The following is a 24,137-nucleotide window of genomic DNA, read 5'->3' on the forward strand; positions in this document are numbered from 1 at the left end:
TGGGAACGTCATCCTGAACTCAGTGAAGGATCTTCTTGATGCTGGCTCGATAACCAGTTCGAGGAGATCTCTCGCTAACGCTCGAGATGACGTGGTGTGGACTCGAGGTGATATGATGTGAGCAAGCCTTACTATCTCTACGTCATCTCGAGCGTTAGCGAGAGATCTCCTCGATGCAGCACAGTGCCTAGTTCAGAGAGCTCTCTCTACACTCACGATAACGATATATTAAATGCTCAATTACCAACAAAACCCTAGTATCTTAAGCACCATATTTTTGTTGTTTTGCTATGCTGTTTAGTAAGCCAGCTAATCTGCATCCTGCGAATAGAATTTGCTTTTGCGTTATATTTTGAGCGTTCAACTGGTACTTTTTACTCGGTACTCTATGAGAGCTAACTGTATATACTTGCGCTAGGGCAAGCTTGTGTGACTCGTTAATCCACTGTCGGGGTTGCTTTTTTGCATTTGCCTGTTTACAAGGCCATTTTTTTTCCAACTGCGACGCCTTATTCCTCACTTGAAATTTTTTACTTTGTCCAATAAGAATGCCAGCCCCGTTATCCCAATACTGATGCAAATTTTTACCTATTGGATTCTTACCCAATTGATATAAATTACCACCCAAGTCGCCCTTAGGTAAACGCTTACTTATTTTAGTCGCTGTATGCAGCGGTTGATGAATATCGCCCACCAAATGAGTCAAAATACGCAAACTTAGCCCTTTATCTGCAAGACTGGCTTTTTGAGATGATAATACTGAAATTGCCTGCTTAATCCCCCACAAAGCATTAACGTCCTGTATGGGAGGAAGTTTCGTTTGATCCCTCGAAAAAGGAAGATCAATATAATGCAGGTTATCAAACCAGTGGATATCATTTTTACGTATTTGATCCAGCCAAACAGCGGCAGAAACAAAATTGAGACTTGGCGATGAATCTAATGAGCGATTATATTGATCACACAGCTCTCTGGCTTCGGGAGTCAAATTGTCGTAGGCAATTTGAGCAATTAATTGATGCCCCAATGCATTCCAAGCATAGTTATTAAATGCCACCAACACCAATAACACCATGCAAAGAATGCGGGTCATTATTTTAACCTAAATAGGGTGACCATGCAGGCTCTTGAACATCACCTTCACGAGCAGGGAGTCTCATTCTTATTCGACCATCTATAGAAACGATGCCTAATACGCCTTTATCTTGAAAACGAGTAGCATAAAGCACTAATCGACTGTTGGGAGAAACAGAAGGTGACTCATCAAGTCCAGAAAAAGTTAAACTGGAAACAGGCCCACCGTTTGCATTTTGCAAGCCTATATTAAATTGTCTGTCATCTCGATGCAGCATGACTATATTTTTCATATCGGGAGTGTAGGAAGCCCGTGCATTATAATTACCCTCAAAGGTAACCCGACTTACTTGTCCATCTGCTAAAGACAAACGATAGACTTGTGGCGATCCGCCTCTTCCGGAAGTAAATAATAAACTCCGACCATCGGGAGAGAAACGTGGTTCAGTGTCGATCGCGTCACCAAAAGTCAGCTGTTTCATAGTTCCGGAACTGATATCGATGTTATAAATTTTCGGGGTACCACTCTTTGATAAAACAACCGCCAAATGATGGCCGTCAGGTGACCAGGCTGGAGCACCGTTAATTCCAGGAAAACTGGTAATCAAACGTCTCTGCCCTGTTTCAACAGAAACAGTAAAGATTTGCGCTTTCTTTTTCTCAAACGAAACATAAGAAATTTCTTTTCCGCTCGGTGACCAGGATGGCGACATAATAGGCTCTGAAGAAACAAGTAAGCTTTGAGGATTGTGTCCATCTGCGTCAGCAACCTCTAAAGAATAACGTGTCCTTGCTCCACCGCGCTGCACGGAAATATAGGCGATACGAGTGGAGAATATACCGCGCTCCCCTGTCAATTTTTGATATACCTCATCACTAATATGGTGCGCCAGCGGTCTTATTTCATTGGCATTAATTTGATAGGTTTTAGTCAGGAGAATATTGCCTTTTGCAACGGCATCAGCAAGGGTATAACTTACTTCATAACGGTTTCCAACACGATTTACCCTTCCGGTCACCACGCTATCAGCGCCCAGTTGACGTAAAGTACTCACCGAAGATTGTGCATTAGCGCCTTCTGGACCCGATACAATTTTAAATTGCCCTGACAAAGTTAAATCATTTTCAATGACATGAGCTATCTCCTGTGCGCCTGTATCGGAGCCAAAAGAGTTAATCGCTATAGGTAAGGCAGAATTAATACCTTGAGTCAGCTCCAAATCGAGGGCAAATACCTGATTGGCTAACAATAATAAAAATAAGGAAATAATGCGATTCATTGTGAGTGTTACCCCCTAACTTGTTCTGGACGAACGGTTAAACTGATATCACGAAACAAATTAAATGTTTCGGCGTCTGTAGGCACTGGAAGCGGTGATGCCTTAAATATAGCGGTCTGAGCTGATCTATCAAGTAATGGATCACCACTACTACGAGTTAAAGAAACATCTAATACCGTTCCATCTGAAGCCAGGCGTATCCTGAATTGGCTTGATAGACTACTGTCCACATTTTCAGGCAATATCCAGTTTCGGCCTATTGCATTGACAATAAGTGCTTTATATTTATCAACTTCTCCTGCTATTCGTGCTTGATTTTCAGCATTTTGCCTTGCTTGCTGTGCGGCAGCTGCGTCTGCTTGTTTTTTTCTTTCCATATCTGCTTTTGCTTGCTCGGCAGCAGCTTTTTCAGCTCGCACCTTCTCTGCGTGAGCCTGTTCTGCTTTAAGCTTATCGGCTTTAGCTTTATCTTCCGCTTTTTTCTTATTGAGTTCTGCAAGTTTTTTAGCTTCCAACTCCTGTTGTTTCACCAGCTTTTCTTTTTGTTTTTTTAATTCTTCTATGCGCTTGGCTTCCAATGCCTTTTGCTCAGCCAATTCTTTTAAATGTTTTTTTTCTTCTTCGGCCTGTTTTTTTCGTGCAATAGCAATTTTATTCGCTTCTTCTTTTAACTTGGCAAGTTGTTGCTGCTCTTTAATCCGTTGTTGTTTTGCGAGCGCAACTTGACGATTCAGTTCTTTTTGTCGATTTAATTCAGCTCTTTGCTTTTGTTCTCGTTCCTGTTTTAAACGATTAACTGTTTCCATAATCGCTTTATTATCTACACTAACTGCTTTCACAATTTCTGGTTGTGGAGCTGCTGCAACAGGTAATTCCATACCCGGTGTATTTTGAGTCTCCTTCTGAAGCACTGGTCTACTTGCGGTAGTGTCAGTTAACAGCATCACTATTAAAAATAAATGGAGCGCTAAGGCAGAAAAAAAGGCCTTTCGATAGCTGGGAGTACTAATCATGCTTGACCCTCTGCATTCTCATGCTCTGAATCCGTCATCAATCCTACCTGCTCTGCTCCTGCCTGCTTCAATAAAGCCATTGCCTGCACTACTTTGCCGTAAACAACTCCCTGATCACCTTTGACTAAAACATTTAATTTTTGCCCAGATTGTTTGGCTAACTCAAGTTCCGCAGCAACACGGACTATTAATGCTTGCCCTTCTATAGGATCTGCCGGGGTACTGCTTATATTCAGGAAATAAGTCCCTTGCTGATTAACCGAAACAATAATAGGTTCTCTTTCTGTAGGCTGTAATGTTTGACTGGCAGCTTTAGGTAAATCAACCGTTACACCTTGGGTCAACATAGGTGCGGTGATCATAAAAATAACTAATAAAACCAGCATAACATCGATATAGGGAACCACATTAATTTCAGAAATTGGGCGTTCCCGTTTGATTTTTGCTCTAATCATTTAGGTATTATCCTCTTGCTGTACCTGAAGTTTGTTGTTCTATCAAAGAGATTAACTCCTCTTGAAACAAATCAAATCTGTTTAATAATGTATTAGCTCGAGTTGTATATCGGTTATACGCAATAACAGCAGGTATTGCCGTAAATAAACCTAAAGCGGTTGCAACCAAGGCCTCAGAAATACCTGGGGCTACCATTGCTATAGTTGCCTGTTGTGCATGGCCCAGGGCTTGAAACGAGGTCATTATACCCCATACCGTGCCAAATAGTCCCACATAAGGTGAAATAGAACCAACTGAGGCAAAAAATGGCAAGTGTTGCTCCAGTTTTTCTGCTTCTTTAGCATGACTGATTTGCATCACACGTTGAATAGGCTCAATAGTAACATTACCTTGCTTTCTTGCACGAACAAATTCTTTAAACCCGGCATGAAAAATTGCTGCCATCCCTTGTCGTTCTTCCACATTACTATCCACGTCAGCATACAGTTTACTTAAATCGCCACTGTCCCAAAACCGTCTATTAAAAGCATCTGTAAGCTGTTTTTTGCGATTAAAAAACCATGCTCTTTGAAAAATCAAAGTCCAGGATACGATGGAAGCAACCATCAGTAACATCATTACCGATTTAACTACCAGACCTGCTTGCATAAAATACATCAATACATTTGCTTGATTACTCACCTTTTTCTCCAATATCGAAGTCTCTATTTATTACTGTCTATTCAGCTCGGGTAATCGCTGAGGTTTTAAATCACCGTTAACACATACCACTTGTATTTCGGCATTACATATTAATTTTCCGTGTTGATTAGTCATTGCTTGCTCAAACAAAAAACTACATGCTCTTAATTCTTTAATTTGGGTCGTTATCGTTAACAAATCATCCAATTTTGCTGGATGGATATATTTAATTACCAATTCTTTAATTGCAAACAAAATATTCTGTTGTATTAAATCACTTAACGTCCAATTATTTGTTCTTAATAACTCACTTCGTGCTCTTTCTAAATAACAAAGATAATTGGCATGATAAACGATTCCCATAAAATCAACGTCTTCTGCATAAACTCTAACTGTATATTGATCTATGGTTGCTACATTCATGCATTATTCCAGTTCATTCACGCTCAAACCAAAATGCTGGTAAGCCCTAGGTGTGGCCATTCTACCTCTAGGTGTGCGCATAAGGAATCCTTGTTGTATTAAAAAAGGCTCCAATACATCTTCTATAGTGCCTTTTTCTTCTCCAATGGCGGCCGCTATGCTATCTACCCCTACAGGTCCCCCATTAAACCGTTCAATAACTGCCAGCAATAATTTTCTATCCATTAGATCAAACCCATGCTGATCTACCTCTAGCATTTCTAAAGCTTTTTGGGCAATTTCAATACTGATTATGCCACGCCCTTTTACTTCCGCATAATCTCTAACTCTTCTTAACAAACGATTAGCAATTCGTGGTGTTCCCCGCGCACGCAAAGCAATTTCCCGGGCTCCATCTGGCTCGGTTGGCACATGAAGCAATTGAGCTGAGCGGGTTACAATTTGAGTTAGAGAATCAACAGAATAATATTCCAGTCGTTGCACAATACCAAATCGATCCCTTAAAGGAGAGGTCAATAACCCGGCTCTGGTGGTAGCACCAATCAGAGTAAAAGGAGGAAGCTCCAACTTGATGGAGCGAGCTGCAGGCCCTTCGCCTATCATAATATCCAGTTTATAATCTTCCATAGCTGGATAGAGAATTTCTTCTATCACCGGACTCAAGCGATGGATTTCATCGATAAACAAAACATCATTTTCTTGCAGGTTAGTTAATATGGCAGCAATATCCCCTGCTCGCTCAATAACAGGGCCTGAAGTCTGACGAATATTGACCCCCATTTCATGAGCGATAATATTTGCCAAAGTAGTTTTACCAAGGCCAGGTGGGCCAAAAATAAGAACATGATCTAATGCATCATTTCTTTTTCTAGCCGCATCGATAAAGATTTGCATTTGCGAGCTAACCGCTTCTTGCCCCATGTACTCACTAAGACTTAGGGGTCTGATAGCTCGATCAATAGCTTCTTCAGAGATAATACTTTGGGTACTGATTAAGCGATCACTTTCCAGCATAATAGTCTTATAAGATTTACCCGAATTAAAACATTTTAACATATGTTTTTTTAATAGCAGCTGTTTCTTTAATGATTTATTTAATATATTAATTTTCTAATAAAACGCTACAGTCTTTATTTTTGCATGTTAAACCCGGCAAAATTTCTATCACTTTGGCTACCCATTTTTTATTATCTTTTCTAATCAACGTGTTAACACGACCATAAATAATGTTGTTTTTTCTGCAATGAAGCAATCTTACCAGATCGAAATTGCACTTTACTGAAAAATAGGCTCTATCTTCAGTAAAAGTGTTTATTTTATTATTTATTAATATCTTACCAAAAGGTACGTTGGTATTCAGAATGGCAGCAATCGCTTGCTCCGATAACTCATTAAAATTTATGGTAATAAAAGCCAGTTCAACAACTACTTGTTTTGGGTCTTTTGGCTTGGATATCTCACTCTTATATTTATTTCGATCTAAAAGCATATAAATAGCTCGGGAATAGGTATTTCTTTTCTGATCCATGCGCCCATGAATTAGCTGAATGCTCGGAGTTCGTTGATAATATTTCTCTATTCCCATGGTCATTAAAGGCTGAACGAGTAAGAAATCATAAGGCGTTGGTAAACATTCTTTATTAACCTCAGAACTGCTGAACCGTGGAGCCCCTAAAAAAACTGCCAAATCATCCATTCGTTGCTGAATAGTGGCCTGTTGATTATTACTTGTAATAGCAAAAAGAGAAGAAAAAGAAGCTGAAAAACAAACAATTAACAAATAAAACGCATACTGCCTGGCAAACTGGCACACCATTTTTTATTTCCATAAGTTAAATTCTGTATATTCTGGACTATTGACCATTTTTTTAAAAGTCTACGACAGCCTATTGTTAAGAGCTAACGCACTTACTTAAGGAGAAGAATGGATTCCACTTTGTTTAGGGGTTATTTACTATGTCCAATATAGTTGATTAACAATTTTCTGGCTCGAAATATTCTCGATCTGACGGTCCCAATAGGACAATGCATTTTTTTTGCGATGTCTTCATAGGAAAATCCTTCAAGAATATGCATTCCATAACAAATCCGTAATTCCTCAGAAAGTCTGGAAATTGCAGATTCTATCTGTTCACCAAACTCCATGTTAATTAATAAGTATTCTGGAGAGTTACCCACCACTAATGATTGCTCATTAACAAATTGAGCTTCTGAATCTAAACGTTGACTGACTGTTCGAAAATAATTTTTTACAGTATTTTGAGTAATTTTATATAACCATGTTGAAAAGAGACTTTCTTCTTTAAAATAATCCAGGTATCGATATACTTTTAACAGAACTTCTTGGGCTAAATCATTTACATTAGTGCGATCATTAATATGGAAATAAATGATATGCTGCACTTTATGATAGTAACGCCCAAGCAGTATATTATAGGCATTAATGTTGCCTTTCTGCGCTAAACGGACCAATCGCTCATCGCTATAAGAAGTTTTAATATCCATAACTTCCTCTTTTATCCATGGTGAGTTCTTGCTTTTATGGATTGAAGTTCAAAAATCAATCAATGTCATTGATGACTCATTATTATCCATATTGTATTATTATATACTATTTTTTAAGTGTTTTGAGATGAAGTAAGCGCAGTTGAGTAATCGTTAGTTGATCATTAAACAAAAGGACTAATTTTTTTCTTTTTAAAAAAGACAATTCAATAAGCTGAAAGAGCGGATTATGGATAAGAATGCGGGCTTCATCATAATGTATTGTCATGTCGTTATTCATGACTAAAACCCATTCTTTTTTACTACATCTGATTTCTTGTATAGCGGAACATGGGCTTTGGTAGATAAAATCGAATCTTAACTGAATAAGTATTAAAAAAATCAAAATACCCTTCACTACCAAATAGAGCGAAGAGTAAATCAACAATAAAACACTCAGCAAATAAAGAACTGAAACAAAACGCAGATAAACCTTCGATTTTACTGGTTTAATTATTATTTCTGATGATAGTGACAATTTCACGCAACTCTTTGTCTTGCGGATCTGCATGTCCCATTAGCCATGCAAATAACTCAGGGTCAGTATTACTCAATAATAAATCAAATGCTTTAATTTCTTTCTCATTGAGGCGCTCAAGACCCTTTTCCAGAAAATGCTGTAAAATAAGATCCAGTTCCAGCATTCCACGTCTGCAATGCCATGAAAGCCTTGCTTTTTCACGTACATCCAACATTGATACTCTCTTAGTGATTAATCTATACTTTCTCACCCACTGCCTTATGAGAAACCTATATAAAAACATTACGAATGATAGCCAATTTTTTGCTATCAAATGATACACTACTCCATTTAGAAACGGAAACCGTGTATTAGCCATGAAAAATACTATTGATCATTTAATTAATTCCCGAGTTTTAACGACATTTAATTCACTGGATACTGAGTTAACTCTTAATAAAAAAAATAATTACTTATTTGATTTATCCTATTTGGGTCTTCTTAATGTGGTTGGCGATAAAGCTGCGGATTTTCTTCAAGGGCAATTAACCTGCGATTTACGTTTGGTGTCTGACATCCAAATGATTGAAGGAGCCCAATGCAACCTCAAAGGCCGAATTCTTTCTTTGCTAGATATTATTAATTGGAATGGCTTTAAACTTATTTTACCTAGGGACTTAATTGAGTCAACCCAAACTTCGTTAACTAAAACCGCTCAACTATCACGAGTTTCTATTGAGCAAAATGGTAATTTAAAAGTTTTCGGCTTTTATTTGCAAAACCCAGACGATATTATTCCCGAGGCCACTTTTTTACCTAATAATCTCTATGCCCAGGCCCGCAGCTCTAATTATTGCTACTATCATCTGGGAAATGGATTTTATATCTTTATAATTCAAACAGATATTGAACATGAATTTTGTAATATTTTTTCAGAACGTAATCAATTATTGGGTTCTTTGACCTGGCATACTTTAAGATTATATAACCATCAAATTGATATATATCCTGAGTCTAGAGGTTTATTTTTACCTCATCGATTGGGTTTACATCAAACTCAATACATCAGTTTTGATAAAGGCTGTTATAAAGGCCAGGAAATTATTGCAAGAACTCATTACCGAGCAACTTTAAAACATGAGTTACGCCTTTATGTTATTAAGTCTGAACAAAACCTTTATTCGGGTCAGAAATTACTGAAACTTGAGGATGAAACAGAGCTTGGGGAGTTAATAGATTATTCACTACTCGGAAATAACCATTATTTAATTGCAGTAAGTATCCTTAAAGAAGGAGCTCAATCGGCACGATTCGAAGGACGTAATGAGGTAATATCACTAGAGAGCCCAGACTTATTGTAAAGCTCATAACCACCGGATTAAGAAAGAAATGTCTTTACATTCCCTTGCCCTACCCGTCACTGCCCTTAAGTAGGTTGGCCCATAGCCCAACATTGAGTTCAGGTGTGGTACTAATGCCTTTTGTTGGGCCATGGGCCCAACCTACAATTTGCTTAACTTAATGGCAGTGAGGATTAGGGACAGAGAGATCTAAAATGAGCACTCTCGTTTATATTAATTGTATTTACCGGGCAACATACGTCTCAAAATATTATCTTTATCAATAAAGTGATGCTTTAAAGCCCCCAAAACATGTAAAGTGATAAATATGATTAAAATCCAGGCTATAATTTCATGTGCTTCGGCCATGAACTTAGATAATGACTTATCCTCTCCCACCCAAGGTAAAGATGCTTTAAATAGGCCAAAATAAATGGGAACTCGATTTCCTGCCACTGACATAATCCATCCACTTAACGACATAATAATGAGAAGCAGGTAAAAACCATACTGAACAACACGTGATAATATTTTTTCCCAAAGCTTCATAGAAGTGGGTAACCCTGGTTTTCCAGCGGCATGAATCCAGATAAAACGTAAAAGCATTAAAAAAAGTAGTGTAATGCCCGTGGATTTATGCAGCATGTATGCTGTTCCTTGAAGGTGCTCAGGAAGTTCATCAAGAAAAAATCCGGCGGATAACATCATAATTACCGTTACCGCAATCACCCAATGAAATAACTTGCTGAAAGAAGAATATTTTGTTACTGGCATATTAGACATAAAGAACACTCCATAAAAATTATATCAACAGTTCAAAACGCGGCTTGTATCAGTTCTGTTTTTAGTTTCCTTACCTTTAAATGAGAAAACCATGCCATTCTGAAATACAAATGACATGGTTTTTAATAAGATTAATACACTGATTCTAATTTGGAGTATGATTGCAGAGTCGTTTGAGTTAAATCCAGTAACTCTCTAATCGCCACAAAAAACATAGTGTAGTTTAAAACAGAGCTGGATTTTAAATCCGTCAATATATGACGCCAACGTTCAATTAATGTACTATGGTTTTCACCCCATGATTCAAGACGTGATTTTAAGTCTTTATTTTTACTATCATAATTTAAAATTCCGTCTGTTAATTGACGTTGTTGCCAATCTAAATCATCTCGCAATGCTTCCCTGGATAAAGATTCCCAGTGATTCTCTGTAGAATGCACAATAACCTCAGTTCTAATCCAACCTAAATCAAGGAATTCTTCAATGCCAAAATAAACTTCAGCAACTTTTTGAATTTTCATATCCCTCTTATGAGCTATTTCTATAATATCCGTTGCCGCAAACAAAGCGCGAGTCACTGTTAATTCGTGCGCCAGGTTAGGAGGGATCCCTTCATTAAGTTGAGCCTGATATTGTTCATCGTAATGAGCCCGGAAATTCTCACCAAATACAGCAGGCATAGACTTTTTAAGCTCCTTGACTCCTTGAGAATAAAGTTTTACAGCCTGACTGATGTCCAGGGTTCTTCTTTGAGAGCGTAAAAACCAGCGCGTTACACGTCTTGAAAGCCTGACATACAACATCATCATATCAATTTGCTTTTGTGCACTGATTTTGGTTCCCAACTCTTCAATCTGTTTCCAGATTGATTCTAAATCAAGAACATTTCGAGCAATCATATACGCCCTAACAATAGCAGAAACTGGTGCTCCTGTTTCATCCTGTAATCTGTAAACGTAGGTAAAGCCCATCTCATTGACAATAATATTGCTTAATCGGGTAGCAATAATTTCTCGTCTTAACGGATGATCTTGCATTTGTTTACTAAAGCGCTCTTGTAAAGGCTTGGGAAATGCACTAATCAGAATCTGATTCATATAACTTTCTTCAGGCACATCAGAGGCCAGTATTTGCTCTTTTAGAAGCGTTTTGCTGTAACACATCAACACAGCAATTCCTGGACGGCCAAGTCCATGACCTTTTAACTTGCGCTCTAATAATGCTTTATCATCTGGTAAAAACTCCAGACTTCTATCGATTTTACCAGTACGCTCTAATTCATTAATATACCGCCCTTGCAACTCAAGCGAGCGTATTGCCTGCGAAGCAGATAAACTAATAGCTCGTGTTTGCAAGAAGTTATCTCTAAGCACCAATTTTGCTACCTCATCGGTCATCTCACTTAAAAGTTCATTTCTTTGCTTGGGAGTTAGATCACCTGCAGTAACAATAGTGTTCAATAAAATTTTAATATTAACTTCTTTATCTGAACAATTAACCCCACCGGAATTATCAATAAAATCTGTATAAACCATTCCGCCATTCAAGGTGTATTCAGACCGTGCCAACTGGGTTAAACCTAAATTACCGCCCTCTCCAATTACTTTACAACGCAATTGCTTCGCATTCACTCGAGTAGCATCATTTGTTCGGTCACCAACACTTGCATTACTTTCCGTACTGGCTTTAACGTAAGTACCAATCCCACCACTCCACAATAAATCAACTTTAGCTTTTAAAATAGTTTTGATTAATTCATTGGGCTCAATGCTGGTTTGTTTAATATCAAAAACCTTCTGCATTTCCGGACTTACAGGAATTGATTTGGCATTACGATTAAATACGCCGCCTCCTTTTGATATGAGCTTCTTATCATAATCAGCCCAGCTGGAGCGTGGTAAATAAAATAAGCGCTCTCTTTCTTTAAAACTTTTTTCAGCATCAGGATCTGGATCGATAAAAATATGCATATGATTAAATGCACCAACAAGCTTTATATGCCTGGATAACAACATACCATTTCCAAATACGTCACCAGCCATATCACCAATACCAACTACAGTAAAATCACTGTTGTATATGTCTCTATCCAGCTCATAAAAATGACGTTTTACTGATTCCCATGCTCCTTTGGCTGTAATTCCCATTTTTTTATGGTCATAACCAATAGAACCACCAGAGGCAAAGGCATCCCCTAACCAGAAGCCATACTCCATGGAAATAGAATTGGCAATATCAGAAAAAGTTGCTGTTCCTTTATCTGCAGCGACTACAAGGTACGGATCATCTTCATCATAAAATACAACATTTTTGGGTTTAACAAGCACACCGTCCACATAATTATCAGTTATATCGAGCAACCCGCGAATGAATAATTTATAACAGTTAATACCCTCTTCCAATATTTCTTCACGTGTACCATTTACAGGTAGGTGCTTCGGAACAAATCCGCCTTTAGCTCCGCTAGGTACGATCACAGAGTTCTTAACTTGCTGGGCTTTCATTAAGCCAAGAATTTCCGTCCGGAAATCCTCTCTTCGATCCGACCAACGTAATCCTCCACGAGCAACTTTACCACAGCGTAAATGCACCCCTTCCAATCGAGGTGAATAAACAAAAATTTCATACATCGGCTGGGGTTTGGGAACACCGGGTATAATTTTACTATTCAGTTTGATAGAAATATAACTTTTAGGATTGCCTTTACTGTCCACTTGATAAAAATTAGTACGCAAAGTAGCACTAATAGCATGGACGTATTGTCTGATTATTTTATCTTCATCGAGATTAGAAACATTATCAAGATCAGTTAATATTTCAGCAGCTAACTCACTAAAACGGTCAGCTCTATTGGCAATATCCACAGGATTACAACGTAATTCGAATAATCTTACTAATTTTTTGGCAATAGTAACATTATTATTTAATGCCTTTTCCATATACTCTTGGCTAAAAGTAAAGCCAATTTGTTTGAAATATTTTGCAAAGGTTCTTAATATCTCAACTTCACGCCAATCAAGTCCTGCCGCTAATACCAATTGATTAAATCCATCATTCTCAGCCTCACCAAACCATACTTTGGCAAAAGCATTTTGAAATAATTCTTTGATTTCATCGAGATGGAATTCCGAGTCTCTAGTGTATTGCATTGCAAAATCATTAATCCAGGTGACTTTGCCATCTTCAAATTTAAGTACATAAGGACGCTCACTAATAGCCCTTAAACCCAGATTTTCCAATATGGGCAATACATCAGACAAAGGAATCGTGCTTCCATGCTGATAAACTTTCAATCTAAAGCTGTTTTCTGCTTCATCAAGGGGTTTATAAAAATTAATCCCTAAGGACTGTTCTGGTGTCAGCATCTCTATATGTTTAATATCATAAACAGCTGTTCTGGGAGTAAAATTATCACAATAGGAAACAGGGAACGCGCTGCGATAATGTGCAAAAAGGGTATTTGCCTGTTCTTCACCATATGCTTCATAGAGATGATGTTGCAGATCATCGGTCCATGAGCGCCCCACCTCAATAAGTTTCTTTTCGATTTCCTTCAAATCATACTCACGGCGGTCCTTAGGATTTACTTTAATAATAAAGTGAATCCGGGCCAAAATAGATTCGGAAAACATCGTTGAAAAACTGATTTCTTCTGCATTAAAACTGTCGGCCAGGATTTTCTGCATGGCATATCTTAATTCAGTATTAAACCGATCTTTTGGGACAAAAACCAAACAGGAAATAAATCGTCCATACACGTCCGCACGAGCAAACATACGAATCCGTTTTCTATCCTGCATATAGAAAATACCCATACAAATTTCTAATAACTCATCTTCCGAACCTTGTATGAGGTCATCGCGAGGTAAAGTTTCCAGAATATTCAGGAGTACTTTTCCGGCATGACTGCGAGGATTTAGTTTGGAATTTTCCATAATTAATGCAACTTTATGTCGCAGAAATGGAATGTGTTTAGGATTGGTATGGTAGGCGGCCGAAGTATATAATCCAATAATTCGCCTTTCCCCAATGACTTCGCCCTTATCATTAAAACGCTTAATCCCAATATAATCGGTATACGCATCTCTATGAACGCTGGCAAGGGTATTGGTTTTTGACATGACTAAAATACGAGGAGACAAGGTTAATTCTTGTGCTTCTGGGGTCATGGCAGAAATACTTCGCTCACTTGATTTACTCAAGTTTTCTCGTAAAACACCTAATCCTGTTTGAGGAATAGCCTGTAAGATAGTTTCTTTACCTTTTTCAACTAACTCATAATCACGCATGCCTAAAAAAGTAAAGTGATGATCTTCAATCCATTTTAAGAAGGCTTTAGTTTCATCTACTTCATTCGCATCAATGACCCTGGGTACATTATCGAGCTGACTAATTGCTTCTCTCACCTCGGCCCGCATTTTTTCCCAATCTTCAAATACCACTCTATTATCTTCAAGAACTCGTTCAAAGTTCCTATGTAATTCTTCTAAAATACGTGGATCGGTTTGGCGATCAATTTCCATAAATATTGGTGCTTCATGCAATACCCCTTTGGTATCGTTCCCCTTACTTCTAGGCAATATTTCACAAACGCGATGTTGTTTGTCTCTCTTTACTCTAATACCACCCATGTGAATAATAAGATGAGAAGCCAATCCCATTCTATTAATAACCATTCGAAGAGAATCGACTATAAATGGCATGTCATCACAGATAATTTCAACTACTGTATGAGTGGTTTGCCAACCATGACGCTCAAAATCCGGATTATAAATCCTGATTTTTGTCTCATGGGGCAAGCGCTCACTGATCAATGACCAGAAATTAACAACTGCGCCATAAAGATCATCTATATCCCAATCATCAAGGTCTTCCAGAGCCACCGTTCCATATAGTTGCTTGGCAAATTCTGCGCAAAATTCCGTTTGATCTCCAACCATAGCATGTTTTATTTTCTCAACGACTCCTTCGATTATAACGTCTTTACCCTCTTCAAATTTATAGGACATTAGTTCACCCCGTCAGGATTGCTTATGCTCTGCAGCATTAATTATTATTTATAATTACTATTGAATATATACCAGAGTCTCTGTTGTTACCCAGTATCCCAAGTCAATAATTTCTTTATTATTCATACGAATACAGCCATGAGAACCTGGCACTCCTAATACTGTTGTATCAGGCGTACCATGAATATAGATATACCTTTCCAAGGTATCTACATCTCCACCTTTGTTTCTCCCTGGTTCTAAACCGTCTAGTTGAATTATTCGTGTCAATATCCAGTCTCTATCAGAAAATTGGGTCGCCAATTCCTCTGTGTATACTTCCCCCGTCCATTCTCTTGACACGAATACACTGTTGATTGGATGCTCCATTCCAATTATAGAGTGGACTTTATGCCAGCCTCTTGGAGTGCATTCGCTATTTTTTTTTTCACCTACTCCATTTTTACCTGTAGAAACACAATAGGTTGAAACCAAATGATCATTCTCAAAACACGTCATTTCTTGCTTTGAGGTAGAAATAAAAATAATTTTACTATTTTGCGCCATATCACGAATCACTAATTGCAATTGTTTTGGTATTCACAAACTCTAATATACCTTCTTCAGATAATTCACGCCCATAGCCTGAATGCTTTATCCCCCCGAAAGGCAATCTGGGATCTGATGCTACAAATGAATTTACAAAGCAGACTCCCGCTTCTATCTCATGAGTAGCGATATATTCCCCTTTTTTAAGATCTCGAGTAAACACCGCAGCCCCCAAACCGTATTGACTTTTATTTGCATAAGCAATTGCTTCTTTTTCGTCATCAACAAAACTGACAGCAATAACCGGACCAAATAATTCTTCTTCAAAAGCAGTCATGCCAGGCTTTACATGAGTTAATAAAGTCGGGGGATAATAAAACCCCTTACCACTGGGAATTATACCACCACACAATAATTTAGCACCTTGTTTAACAGATTTTTCTACTTGTTCATGCAAAGTGTCGCGTAAATCTTTCCGTGCTAGAGGACCTAAATTAATTTTAGGATCCTGTGGATCTCCCATTTTAAATGGTGTCATATGATGAATAATTTTATCAATCAATTCCTGTTCAATCGATTTTGGAGCAATAATTCGCTTAGCAGCGATGCATACTTGTCCACTATTATTCAATCTGGAAGTAACAACACAATGTGCGGCCAGGTCAAGATCGGCATCTTCAAGAACTAAATAGGGGTCCGAACCACCCAGCTCTAATACTGATTTCTTTAAAAACTTCCCTGCATGTGCCGCAACGATGCTACCAGCTCTCTCACTTCCAGTTAAAGTTACAGCTGAAATATGGCGATGCTCAATTACTTTTGCTGCCCCCTCATTATCAACAATCAAATGTTGAAAAAGATGAGCTGGAAATCCGGCTTCTATAAATAACTGCTCTATCTTGTTTCCAGTACCGGATGAGATTGGCGCGTGCTTTAATAGTGCAGCATTACCCGCCATAATGGTTGGTGCTGCAAAACGAAACACTTGCCAAAAGGGAAAATTCCAAGGCATGATGGCAAAAACAATGCCTAGCGGATTATAACAAACCTTTGCTTTTTTCATTTCAGTTTGAATAAATCGTGGAGCAAGATAAGTTTCGGCGTGCTCAGCATAGTGCTCACAAACCCAGGCGCATTTATCAATTTCCGCTTTACCGGCAGTTATTGGTTTTCCCATTTCTTGAGACATTAATAAAGCCAACTCATCTCTTCTTTCTTTAAGAACACGAGCCAGCTGTAACATCAAACCTTGTCTTTGAGAAAATGATGTTTTTTTCCAGGACAAATAAGCCTCATGCCCTGACTCAATTTTTTTATTAATTAACGATTCACTCAAGCACTCATAAGAGTCTAATGTTTCCTCTGTAGCCGGATTAATAGTTTGAATTTTCATCATGTCACCTAAGAAAATATAGATTGTTTGAGTTTAGACTACACAACACCTACTATTTTGACTAAAGTTATCAACTCTCCTTGCACTTTACTTTTGATTGTTGATACTATTTTTATATTCTATGCTGTTTTGTATTAAACAGCAGTATAAATCAATTAGTTAATGCAATTAAATTAATTAACGTTAGGATAATTAATGAGCCAAATTAAGCAACACTTTCACCCGCTGCATTATGCCGCGGCTTGGGGAGTTCATCTATTTACCGCTAGCGCGGCCTGCATTGGTGTTTTTACTTTATATAAAATATATCAGCATGAATACATTTTTGCTCTATGGCTTATGGCTGTTACTGTATTTATTGATGCGGTTGATGGCAGTCTGGCTCGTTTAGTACACATTAAGAGCATTTTACCTAAGATTGATGGGGCTTTATTAGACAACATTGTTGATTTTGTGAATTATGTAATTACGCCTTGTTTTTTCTTATTAGTTAAACCGGATATGTTACCACCTGAATATTCATTAGTTATTATTACTGCAATTACCATTACTTCATCCTATCAATTTTGTCAGGCGGATGCGAAAACCCCCGATCATTTCTTTAAAGGATTTCCCTGTTATTGGAATATAGCGGTTTTTTATATGTATATTCTAAATACCTCAATGAGTTTTAATGCGCTTTTATTATCCTTGTTCTGTATTCTCATCTTTGTTCCGGTAAAATACGTTTACCCTTCCAGACTGGATTATTTAACTGATTCTAAGATATTAAAAATACTCATGCATTGCTGTTCTGTAATTTACGGAATCAGTTCAGCATGTTTACTAATTAACTATCCTGAAACTAATAATTTATGGCTTAGCTTATCATTGGGTTATATTGGCATGTATTTGTTTTTAAGTTTCTATAGAACTTATTCTCCAATGATTAAAGCAAAAATTGCTGCTAATAGAGATTAATAGCTCTATTTTTTCATTCCAGGATAGACTTTAGATATTTTATGATTAAAATAGTGCCTAAATTTAGTTCTCGAGGGAATCATGTCATTATTTAATCATGTTAATAAATCAATATTCCTATCTGCATTGTTAATCAATGCCGTAGATGCAGCTTCTTCCTTTCCAAGGGGCTGTGAGGTTTCTGGTTTTGGCTATAGTCAAAATTATTTAATTTTAAATGAGAGCGGCGAACAGTCTTATTATCTAATCCAAAACCGTTCTGATGCTAAAATTGAACTGGAGCGTCATGAAACAGGCGATGCATTCATGAGCCCTCCACTACAGGCATCCCTTTCACCAATGAGTTGGGGCGCTTTTGCTTCTGATGTAAAAAATTTAAACTTTAAATGTTATAAACATGTAGAAGAAAATACCGCAATTGTTGATTGCCGAGATGTGCTGGATGTTTGCCAATACCCCAGAGTGAAATTTGCTTTGAGTAATATGGGAAATTATTGGATTTCTTCTGATAAATCGCAAAATGAAGTAATACAAGACTCCGTAGCAAAGGGGATTTACTTAAAATGGTGATCAGTGTCTAATAACTTTTATTACGACAATAAATACATAGCATTAGGAATTATTGGCTCCCTTATCATTTTATATGGGTACGGGCAAGATTACCCGCAAACTTACTACATTTTTGGTTCTTTTGCGCTTCTTGCAACAGCCATCCACTATAAATTGCTTTATTTTGTCGCCCTGGAAATTATTCTTGCGGCTGGACACTTGGCCATTCTCCTTGGAGTTGGCCGCTACACCCAAATGGCATTACCGGTTTTTCTTTGCCTGCAACTATTAATTTTCTATCTTATGGTAGGTAAAGAAAATAGCATTTTTTTATTAATTGGCATCGTTGGAATTGCTCTTCATTCCCTTGGATTTGCCTATAATGATCAATGGATTTTCTTTTCTGGCAGTTTATTTATCGCCATTTATGCCTATCATATTGCTTATAAAGGACGTTATCCTGCTTATGTTTGGGCTATTCTTAATACCCTATTTGCACTATTAGCTCTTTATAAAATTTTTCTTTAATCTTGAGGACCGAATATGAGCAAAACAGCATCGACTATGCTTCCCTTAGGTACCATTGCACCTCACTTTGAATTAGACGATGTAACTACAGGTAGTCGAATTAAATTAAACGACTCCACTCAACACGTTGCTACAGTTTTAATGTTCATTTGTAATCATTGTCCTTATGTTAAACACATCAACTCAGGCCTAACTCAACTTGCAAATGACTACCGCTCTAAAGACATTCGATTTCTGGCCATTTGCTCAAATGATGTAGAAAATTATCCGGATGACTCTCCCGAGAATATGCGCATCACTGCGCAAAAGGAAGGCTATCCCTTTCCTTACCTATATGATGAAACTCAAGAGGTTGCCAAAGCTTATAATGCAGCCTGTACTCCTGACTTCTATGTGTTTGATAAAAAATTATCACTGGTGTATCGCGGTCAACTTGATGACTCCAGACCTGGAAATAACATTGCAGTTTCTGGCGATTCAATACGCAAAGCATTAGACTGCCTCATCAACAATATCAGCCTGGATTTTGAACAAAAACCAAGCCTTGGCTGTAATATCAAGTGGAAGTGATTTAATTTTAAATCGTATTGTCAAATTAACCACCAACGCTACGTGCCGCGACTTGTTCGCGGTATCCAGAGGTTCTTAATCAGCCACAAATTTCTTCATAATGATGGCATCATTCTGGATCTGAATCTTCACTCACTGTCTAAAAGTAAATAAAAAAGGCCTCTTTACGAGGCCTTTTGATTAATATTGACTATTATATAGTTGGAGCGTTGCCTTCATCTGGCTCTGAGTCAGATTGTAACTCTTGACCAGTTTCAGCAACTGCTTGGGCTGATTTAGAGCTGGTGTTAAAAAAGGTTGCTGTAGAACCTAATTTTTGAGCACCCGCAATAAATACATTAGCTATAGTTTTCAACATATTTTGGAGGTACTCGCCCCAGCCCAGGTCTTTTTCTAAGACCGGCATGGCTACTGCGACTGATTGAGCACACCACTCTTTGAACTCCGCCTGAACGTGCTGTCTGTTTTCACCGGCTTTAAGTTTGTCTTCTAAGGTATTACGAGCCAGTGTTAGATTTACATGTAAAGATACTGCTTCATCACGAGCCTCGGGCTCCTCGTGGCCTATTCCATCTATTTTCTCTGCCAAGCCGTCCAATATTTGATCAACTCTCTTGATGATTGCTTCATTTTTTTGAACTTCCCTTGCTAAGACCAATTCATTTTCTTGTTCCTCAGCTGCAAGGGCAGCATCATTTTCTGTTGCAAACAATTGCTCCCCTATTTCATGGGCTTCTTTATTTTCCAGGTCACGTGCAAAGGCCTCGTCTTTGTCTGTTGCTAACACTTGATCCCATATTTCTTGGGCTTCTTCATTTTCCAAGTCACGTGCAAAGGCTTCGTCTTGTTGTATTTGGATTTTTCTTGCCTTTTCTTTCTCATTATCTTTAATCGGTTGAGGTGGCGGCATGATAAGCAGCGGCCCCTGGTCATATAGTACAGAACCAGAAATTGGTGCTATTCCACCATTTAAAAGTAAATGTTGCGTTACTAAGTCTACTGGACGAGAACCATCTAAAGAACTATCTAATAGAGCGACCTTTGGCCCTTCAAGTCTGTTATTAGGGAATACAGAACTTCCGATAAACTCGGGAATTGGGCCATTTTTCGCATTAGCTGCATCTCCAAAAGTCAATATCAATGCTGCAAACTCTTTTGCAACTACAACCATATCGGATTGAGATAATGGTTTTGGCTCATCCTTAGCACAATGCTTCTCAATTTTCTGTAGCTGTTGTTGTATAACCGGAGCTCGATCACCAAAGATCGGTGCGAGCGCTTTGGAGTTACCTGTATTTGCAGTATGCAGCATTAATGCAGCAACATCCGATATAGTTTCAACTTTTACAGGAGCGTTTTTACCTTTAACTAATGCGCCGCTCATAACCCCTTGGGTTAAAGCACCTCTAGCTTCCTCTGTTAAAGCAGGAATAGAGCCTTGGTTTATGGCTTTTTGTACATCAGCTAGTATGTTAGGTACATTTGCATTAACTAGCAAAGATAAAGTCTCAGCTTCTTTTCTAGAGGTAAATGCAACTTGCACAGGGGTTTTCAAAAAGAGTTCAACCAGAGAACTAATTGTTTGTTCCGGCTTTTCAATCAACTCTCTAACAGACAGATGCGAAATTATAGCATGCTCTCCAACTTGCCCAATGAAGGTTACGTATTGCTTATCACCTCTTTGCAAACTTTGAATTCCTTGAAGTGTTTTACGCAGAAATGTAACAGCTAAAATTGTCTGTTGTGTTTTCTCAGTGGGATTTTCTTCTTTGCTCAGTGCGTTCAATACAGAATCAAGCACAGCAATTTGAGTTTCTACGGGTATGACTTTAGTAGACTCCCCATGACTAGCAACAACAGTCATAGCTTCATCCACAGTTTCCTCAACCATTTCTTCAACAACCCCAGAAGTAATTTGTTTCATTCCAGATTGAACACCTATGCCACCCAGTAAAAGCTTTATTTCTTCAGTGCCTTCCATAAGAGCCAAAAGCTCTTTATCTGAAGCCAGTGCTTCAACTGCCTTTTTAACTTCTGGGGGAGCAGCAAGAAGGAATATTGGTAAAAGAGATTGTCCCTCTTCTGTCAGTTTTTGAACTTTTTCACGATTAGCTTTTGCCAATCGCACCAATTCCTCGCGCATTTCTTTAATCAGTTTCTCTGTTTTTTCTTTATGCTGAGTAACTTTTTGATCCAGACCTTTTATTTGCTCAGTATAATATCTTCTCTCTTCAGCATGTTTTGGTAATTGGGTGAGAACTTTATGGAAGCTATTTCTTAATTTTTTATATGAATCTAATTCACCATCCATTGTATCAGTAGTTGCTTTAAGGTATCTATCAGCGGCCACAAGTATTTCTTTATAAGTTACTGCTCGACTGATTTTTTCATTAAGTTTTTCTATGTTCTTGAAATATGCCGTTCTTTCTTCAATTTTTGGAAACTCGGTTAAAGCACTATTTAATTTTTTTCTTAAATCTACAAGATTTTCTCTCGCATCATCCATTGTATCGAGATCTGCGGTAACAAAAACCTCCACTGCTGTTTCAAATTGTTTAAATAATTCCTCACTATCTTTTATTGCTTTATTTTCTTTCTCTTCCTGCACTCTCCTGAGCTCAGCCATTTTCTGTTGTTTCGCAAGGTGTCGAGCAGCCCCATTTCTTGCATCTCGTCCCAATATCTTAATTTCGTTATCGTCGTCTGTGCTACCTTTTGCACTTTGGTATTGGCTAGTTAGTTTTTGGTTACCTTGCACTATAGCACTTATAGCGGCTGATAATTTTCTATAAGCCGCTATTTTATCAATAATATCCTGCGCGCTCTCGTCGCTAACACGAAGACGAAGAAGCTCATTACGCATCTCGCCCAGCGCTGTAATCCTCGAGTTAACATTGGATAAATCGACTTTAGCTTTCATATTCTACACCTGATAGAGTTAGTATGCTCTAATTATACACACAATTTACCAAAATATCACACATTATTTTAAATGCGTGCAATACTTGAACCCCCTTTAGGGTAAATAGATGATTTTAATAAGGAGCCCGTAGCCCAATACCTTGATTTTTAAGGTATTCCAGCAAATAGAAAAAAGGATTAAAACAATGAAATTCAATTAACAGGAGGAAAATAAGCCCTCAAACTGTGTTGAGGGCTTATAGAAAAGGATTATTTAGCTGCAACGATTTCGATTTGGAGGTTTGCTATCACATCACTATGAACATGTATTTCAACTACATAGTTGCCAATTGAATGCAATGGACCTTCTGGCATCACGATTTCACGTTTGCTTATTTCTATTTCTTTAGCAATTAATGCATCTTTAATTTCATTAACACCAACAGAACCGTATAACTTGCCCTCATCACTAGCCATAGCGCTAATAACTATAGCAGTGTCATTCAGTTTTGCAGCACGTTGCTCTGCGGCAGCTAGTGATTGCTGCGCTTTCTTTTCAAGTTCAGCGCGACGTTGTTCAAACAACTCAATACTTTTAGGTGTTGCAAAAACAGCTTTATTTTGTGGTATTAAAAAATTACGACCGTAGCCAGATTTAACACTTACTTTGTCGCCTAAATTGCCTAAATTACGTACTTTTTCTAATAAGATTACTTCCATCTTAATAACCCCTTAAGTTGATTCTCTCACCCTTGTTGGGAGATATAATCTAAAATTAAACAAACTATCTAATGAGCCCAGAACAACATAGGCTAATAATACAAAAGATGGTTTAAACAATACTAACAAAAATAATAAAATAACTACTCTGACTTGATTTTTACGGGCCAAAATATAATAAGCCAAACTAAATCCGGATACTAAGAAATAGCATAAAACCAGCGGTAATAAATTTATGGCATAAGAAATTTCATAATAAGATGCTATTGAAACTCCAAGCAAAACTAAAAAAGATAATCTACCACTGCGAAATGCTAATAATTCATCCCGAAAACCGCCTGGCATGAATAGTTTGGATTGTATTGAACGGGCAAACATTAATGAAATTATCGCCGATACAATCACGCTTAATATCTGAACACCAAAAAACAATTGAGCCAGAATAAAAGAACTAAGTCCGTCCGAATTGCTCTCAATTAGACGTTGATACTCCTGATACTCGGTCAACATATTTTTGAATTGATTAAATTGGCCTACAATAAAATCCGGTGCCAATAGCTGAATAAATAAAAATCCGATAAACGCCTGAATTAAAAACACTCCAAAAACCATTTGCCAGCTCATTGTTTTACGCAAACATAATGCAGCTATATAGCAAGGCACATAAGCAATTAAAGTGTTTGTTAATGCACTTTCCAGTGGCAGTAACATCATTAAGGGAACAGAGTGGACTACCAGTGCGGGCAACATCACCTCAAAACCAGGCTTAGCGCCTTTTCTCAAGGTAACCAAAATAACTAAAGCCACAGATAACCAAGAGGCAAAAGGCACTATTGAAAGAATAACAGCATACAAAATAGCATGCTGCTTGTTTTCAAGTAATGCTTTACTGTGCTTAATTATAAAATTGCCTGCTTGCATCATT

General features: G+C 37.8%; 23 protein-coding genes. 5 read left to right on the forward strand and 18 right to left on the reverse strand.

Annotation, left to right across the window (positions count from 1 at the left end; translation table 11 throughout):
• Positions 1-262: 262 nt before the first annotated feature.
• The 11 genes from LOX96_RS15780 to LOX96_RS15830 all read right to left on the reverse strand — a co-directional run bounded on the left by LOX96_RS15780 (position 263) and on the right by LOX96_RS15830 (position 8,163).
• The gene (locus tag LOX96_RS15780; protein WP_250424401.1) at positions 263-1,093 is read right to left on the reverse strand and encodes a S1/P1 nuclease; all 831 of its coding nucleotides are present in this window, start codon (positions 1,091-1,093) and stop codon (positions 263-265) included.
• A gap of 4 nt (positions 1,094-1,097) precedes the next feature.
• A complete protein-coding gene (gene tolB / locus LOX96_RS15785) occupies positions 1,098-2,354 on the reverse strand; it encodes a Tol-Pal system beta propeller repeat protein TolB (protein WP_250424400.1) in 1,257 nt (418 codons plus the stop codon).
• Positions 2,355-2,362: 8 nt separating this feature from the next.
• On the reverse strand, positions 2,363-3,367 hold the full coding sequence (tolA, locus tag LOX96_RS15790; RefSeq protein WP_250424399.1) for a cell envelope integrity protein TolA: 1,005 nt from the start codon (positions 3,365-3,367) through the stop codon (positions 2,363-2,365).
• Positions 3,364-3,822: a protein TolR gene (gene tolR / locus LOX96_RS15795; protein WP_250424398.1), complete on the reverse strand. Its 459-nt coding sequence runs from the start codon at positions 3,820-3,822 to the stop codon at positions 3,364-3,366. The genes tolA and tolR overlap by 4 nt, the downstream gene beginning before the upstream one ends.
• A 7-nt stretch (positions 3,823-3,829) precedes the next feature.
• Positions 3,830-4,504, reverse strand: coding sequence for a protein TolQ (tolQ, locus tag LOX96_RS15800; RefSeq protein WP_250424397.1), 675 nt, complete (start codon positions 4,502-4,504; stop codon positions 3,830-3,832).
• A 30-nt stretch (positions 4,505-4,534) separates the two neighbouring features.
• The gene (locus LOX96_RS15805) at positions 4,535-4,927 is read right to left on the reverse strand and encodes a YbgC/FadM family acyl-CoA thioesterase (RefSeq protein ID WP_250424396.1); all 393 of its coding nucleotides are present in this window, start codon (positions 4,925-4,927) and stop codon (positions 4,535-4,537) included.
• Positions 4,928-4,930: 3 nt separating this feature from the next.
• Complete coding sequence (gene ruvB, locus LOX96_RS15810) at positions 4,931-5,941, reverse strand: Holliday junction branch migration DNA helicase RuvB (RefSeq protein ID WP_250424404.1); 1,011 nt, start codon at positions 5,939-5,941, stop codon at positions 4,931-4,933.
• A gap of 88 nt (positions 5,942-6,029) precedes the next feature.
• The gene (locus LOX96_RS15815; protein ID WP_250424395.1) at positions 6,030-6,743 is read right to left on the reverse strand and encodes a hypothetical protein; all 714 of its coding nucleotides are present in this window, start codon (positions 6,741-6,743) and stop codon (positions 6,030-6,032) included.
• Positions 6,744-6,874: 131 nt separating this feature from the next.
• The gene (locus LOX96_RS15820) at positions 6,875-7,432 is read right to left on the reverse strand and encodes a sigma-70 family RNA polymerase sigma factor (protein ID WP_250424394.1); all 558 of its coding nucleotides are present in this window, start codon (positions 7,430-7,432) and stop codon (positions 6,875-6,877) included.
• Between the two features lie 106 nt (positions 7,433-7,538).
• On the reverse strand, positions 7,539-7,712 hold the full coding sequence (locus LOX96_RS15825) for a hypothetical protein (protein ID WP_250424393.1): 174 nt from the start codon (positions 7,710-7,712) through the stop codon (positions 7,539-7,541).
• 208 nt (positions 7,713-7,920) lie between these two features.
• The gene (locus tag LOX96_RS15830; protein WP_250424403.1) at positions 7,921-8,163 is read right to left on the reverse strand and encodes an FAD assembly factor SdhE; all 243 of its coding nucleotides are present in this window, start codon (positions 8,161-8,163) and stop codon (positions 7,921-7,923) included.
• A gap of 145 nt (positions 8,164-8,308) precedes the next feature.
• On the opposite strand from LOX96_RS15830, the gene ygfZ reads away from it, so the two are divergent.
• Positions 8,309-9,292 (forward strand): CAF17-like 4Fe-4S cluster assembly/insertion protein YgfZ, encoded by a 984-nt coding sequence (gene ygfZ / locus LOX96_RS15835; RefSeq protein ID WP_250424392.1) that lies wholly within the window; start codon positions 8,309-8,311, stop codon positions 9,290-9,292.
• 213 nt (positions 9,293-9,505) lie between these two features.
• Here ygfZ and LOX96_RS15840 read toward each other — a convergent pair whose 3' ends face one another.
• The 4 genes from LOX96_RS15840 to LOX96_RS15855 form a co-directional block, all read right to left on the reverse strand.
• The gene (locus LOX96_RS15840) at positions 9,506-10,054 is read right to left on the reverse strand and encodes a cytochrome b (RefSeq protein ID WP_250424391.1); all 549 of its coding nucleotides are present in this window, start codon (positions 10,052-10,054) and stop codon (positions 9,506-9,508) included.
• Positions 10,055-10,185: 131 nt separating this feature from the next.
• On the reverse strand, positions 10,186-15,063 hold the full coding sequence (locus LOX96_RS15845; protein WP_250424390.1) for an NAD-glutamate dehydrogenase: 4,878 nt from the start codon (positions 15,061-15,063) through the stop codon (positions 10,186-10,188).
• Between the two features lie 57 nt (positions 15,064-15,120).
• Positions 15,121-15,609 (reverse strand): L,D-transpeptidase, encoded by a 489-nt coding sequence (locus tag LOX96_RS15850; RefSeq protein ID WP_250424389.1) that lies wholly within the window; start codon positions 15,607-15,609, stop codon positions 15,121-15,123.
• Position 15,610: 1 nt separating this feature from the next.
• On the reverse strand, positions 15,611-16,984 hold the full coding sequence (locus LOX96_RS15855; protein ID WP_250424402.1) for an NAD-dependent succinate-semialdehyde dehydrogenase: 1,374 nt from the start codon (positions 16,982-16,984) through the stop codon (positions 15,611-15,613).
• Between the two features lie 195 nt (positions 16,985-17,179).
• On the opposite strand from LOX96_RS15855, the gene pcsA reads away from it, so the two are divergent.
• The 4 genes from pcsA to LOX96_RS15875 all read left to right on the forward strand — a co-directional run bounded on the left by pcsA (position 17,180) and on the right by LOX96_RS15875 (position 19,591).
• A complete protein-coding gene (gene pcsA, locus LOX96_RS15860) occupies positions 17,180-17,944 on the forward strand; it encodes a phosphatidylcholine synthase (protein ID WP_250424388.1) in 765 nt (254 codons plus the stop codon).
• Positions 17,945-18,025: 81 nt separating this feature from the next.
• Entirely contained in the window at positions 18,026-18,514 is a 489-nt protein-coding gene (locus LOX96_RS15865; RefSeq protein ID WP_250424387.1) for an enhanced entry protein EnhB, read from the forward strand.
• 3 nt (positions 18,515-18,517) lie between these two features.
• Complete coding sequence (locus LOX96_RS15870; RefSeq protein WP_250424386.1) at positions 18,518-19,021, forward strand: hypothetical protein; 504 nt, start codon at positions 18,518-18,520, stop codon at positions 19,019-19,021.
• Positions 19,022-19,036: 15 nt separating this feature from the next.
• Complete coding sequence (locus LOX96_RS15875) at positions 19,037-19,591, forward strand: thioredoxin family protein (protein WP_250424385.1); 555 nt, start codon at positions 19,037-19,039, stop codon at positions 19,589-19,591.
• A 193-nt stretch (positions 19,592-19,784) separates the two neighbouring features.
• Here LOX96_RS15875 and LOX96_RS15880 read toward each other — a convergent pair whose 3' ends face one another.
• The 3 genes from LOX96_RS15880 to LOX96_RS15890 all read right to left on the reverse strand — a co-directional run bounded on the left by LOX96_RS15880 (position 19,785) and on the right by LOX96_RS15890 (position 24,136).
• Positions 19,785-22,511, reverse strand: a complete 2,727-nt coding sequence (locus LOX96_RS15880) for a hypothetical protein (protein ID WP_250424384.1) — start codon at positions 22,509-22,511, stop codon at positions 19,785-19,787.
• Between the two features lie 251 nt (positions 22,512-22,762).
• The gene (gene rplI, locus LOX96_RS15885; RefSeq protein WP_250424383.1) at positions 22,763-23,212 is read right to left on the reverse strand and encodes a 50S ribosomal protein L9; all 450 of its coding nucleotides are present in this window, start codon (positions 23,210-23,212) and stop codon (positions 22,763-22,765) included.
• Between the two features lie 12 nt (positions 23,213-23,224).
• The gene (locus LOX96_RS15890; protein WP_250424382.1) at positions 23,225-24,136 is read right to left on the reverse strand and encodes a hypothetical protein; all 912 of its coding nucleotides are present in this window, start codon (positions 24,134-24,136) and stop codon (positions 23,225-23,227) included.
• Position 24,137: the final 1 nt, after the last annotated feature.

The organism is Legionella maioricensis (assembly GCF_023618015.1).
Taxonomy (GTDB): domain Bacteria; phylum Pseudomonadota; class Gammaproteobacteria; order Legionellales; family Legionellaceae; genus Legionella; species Legionella maioricensis.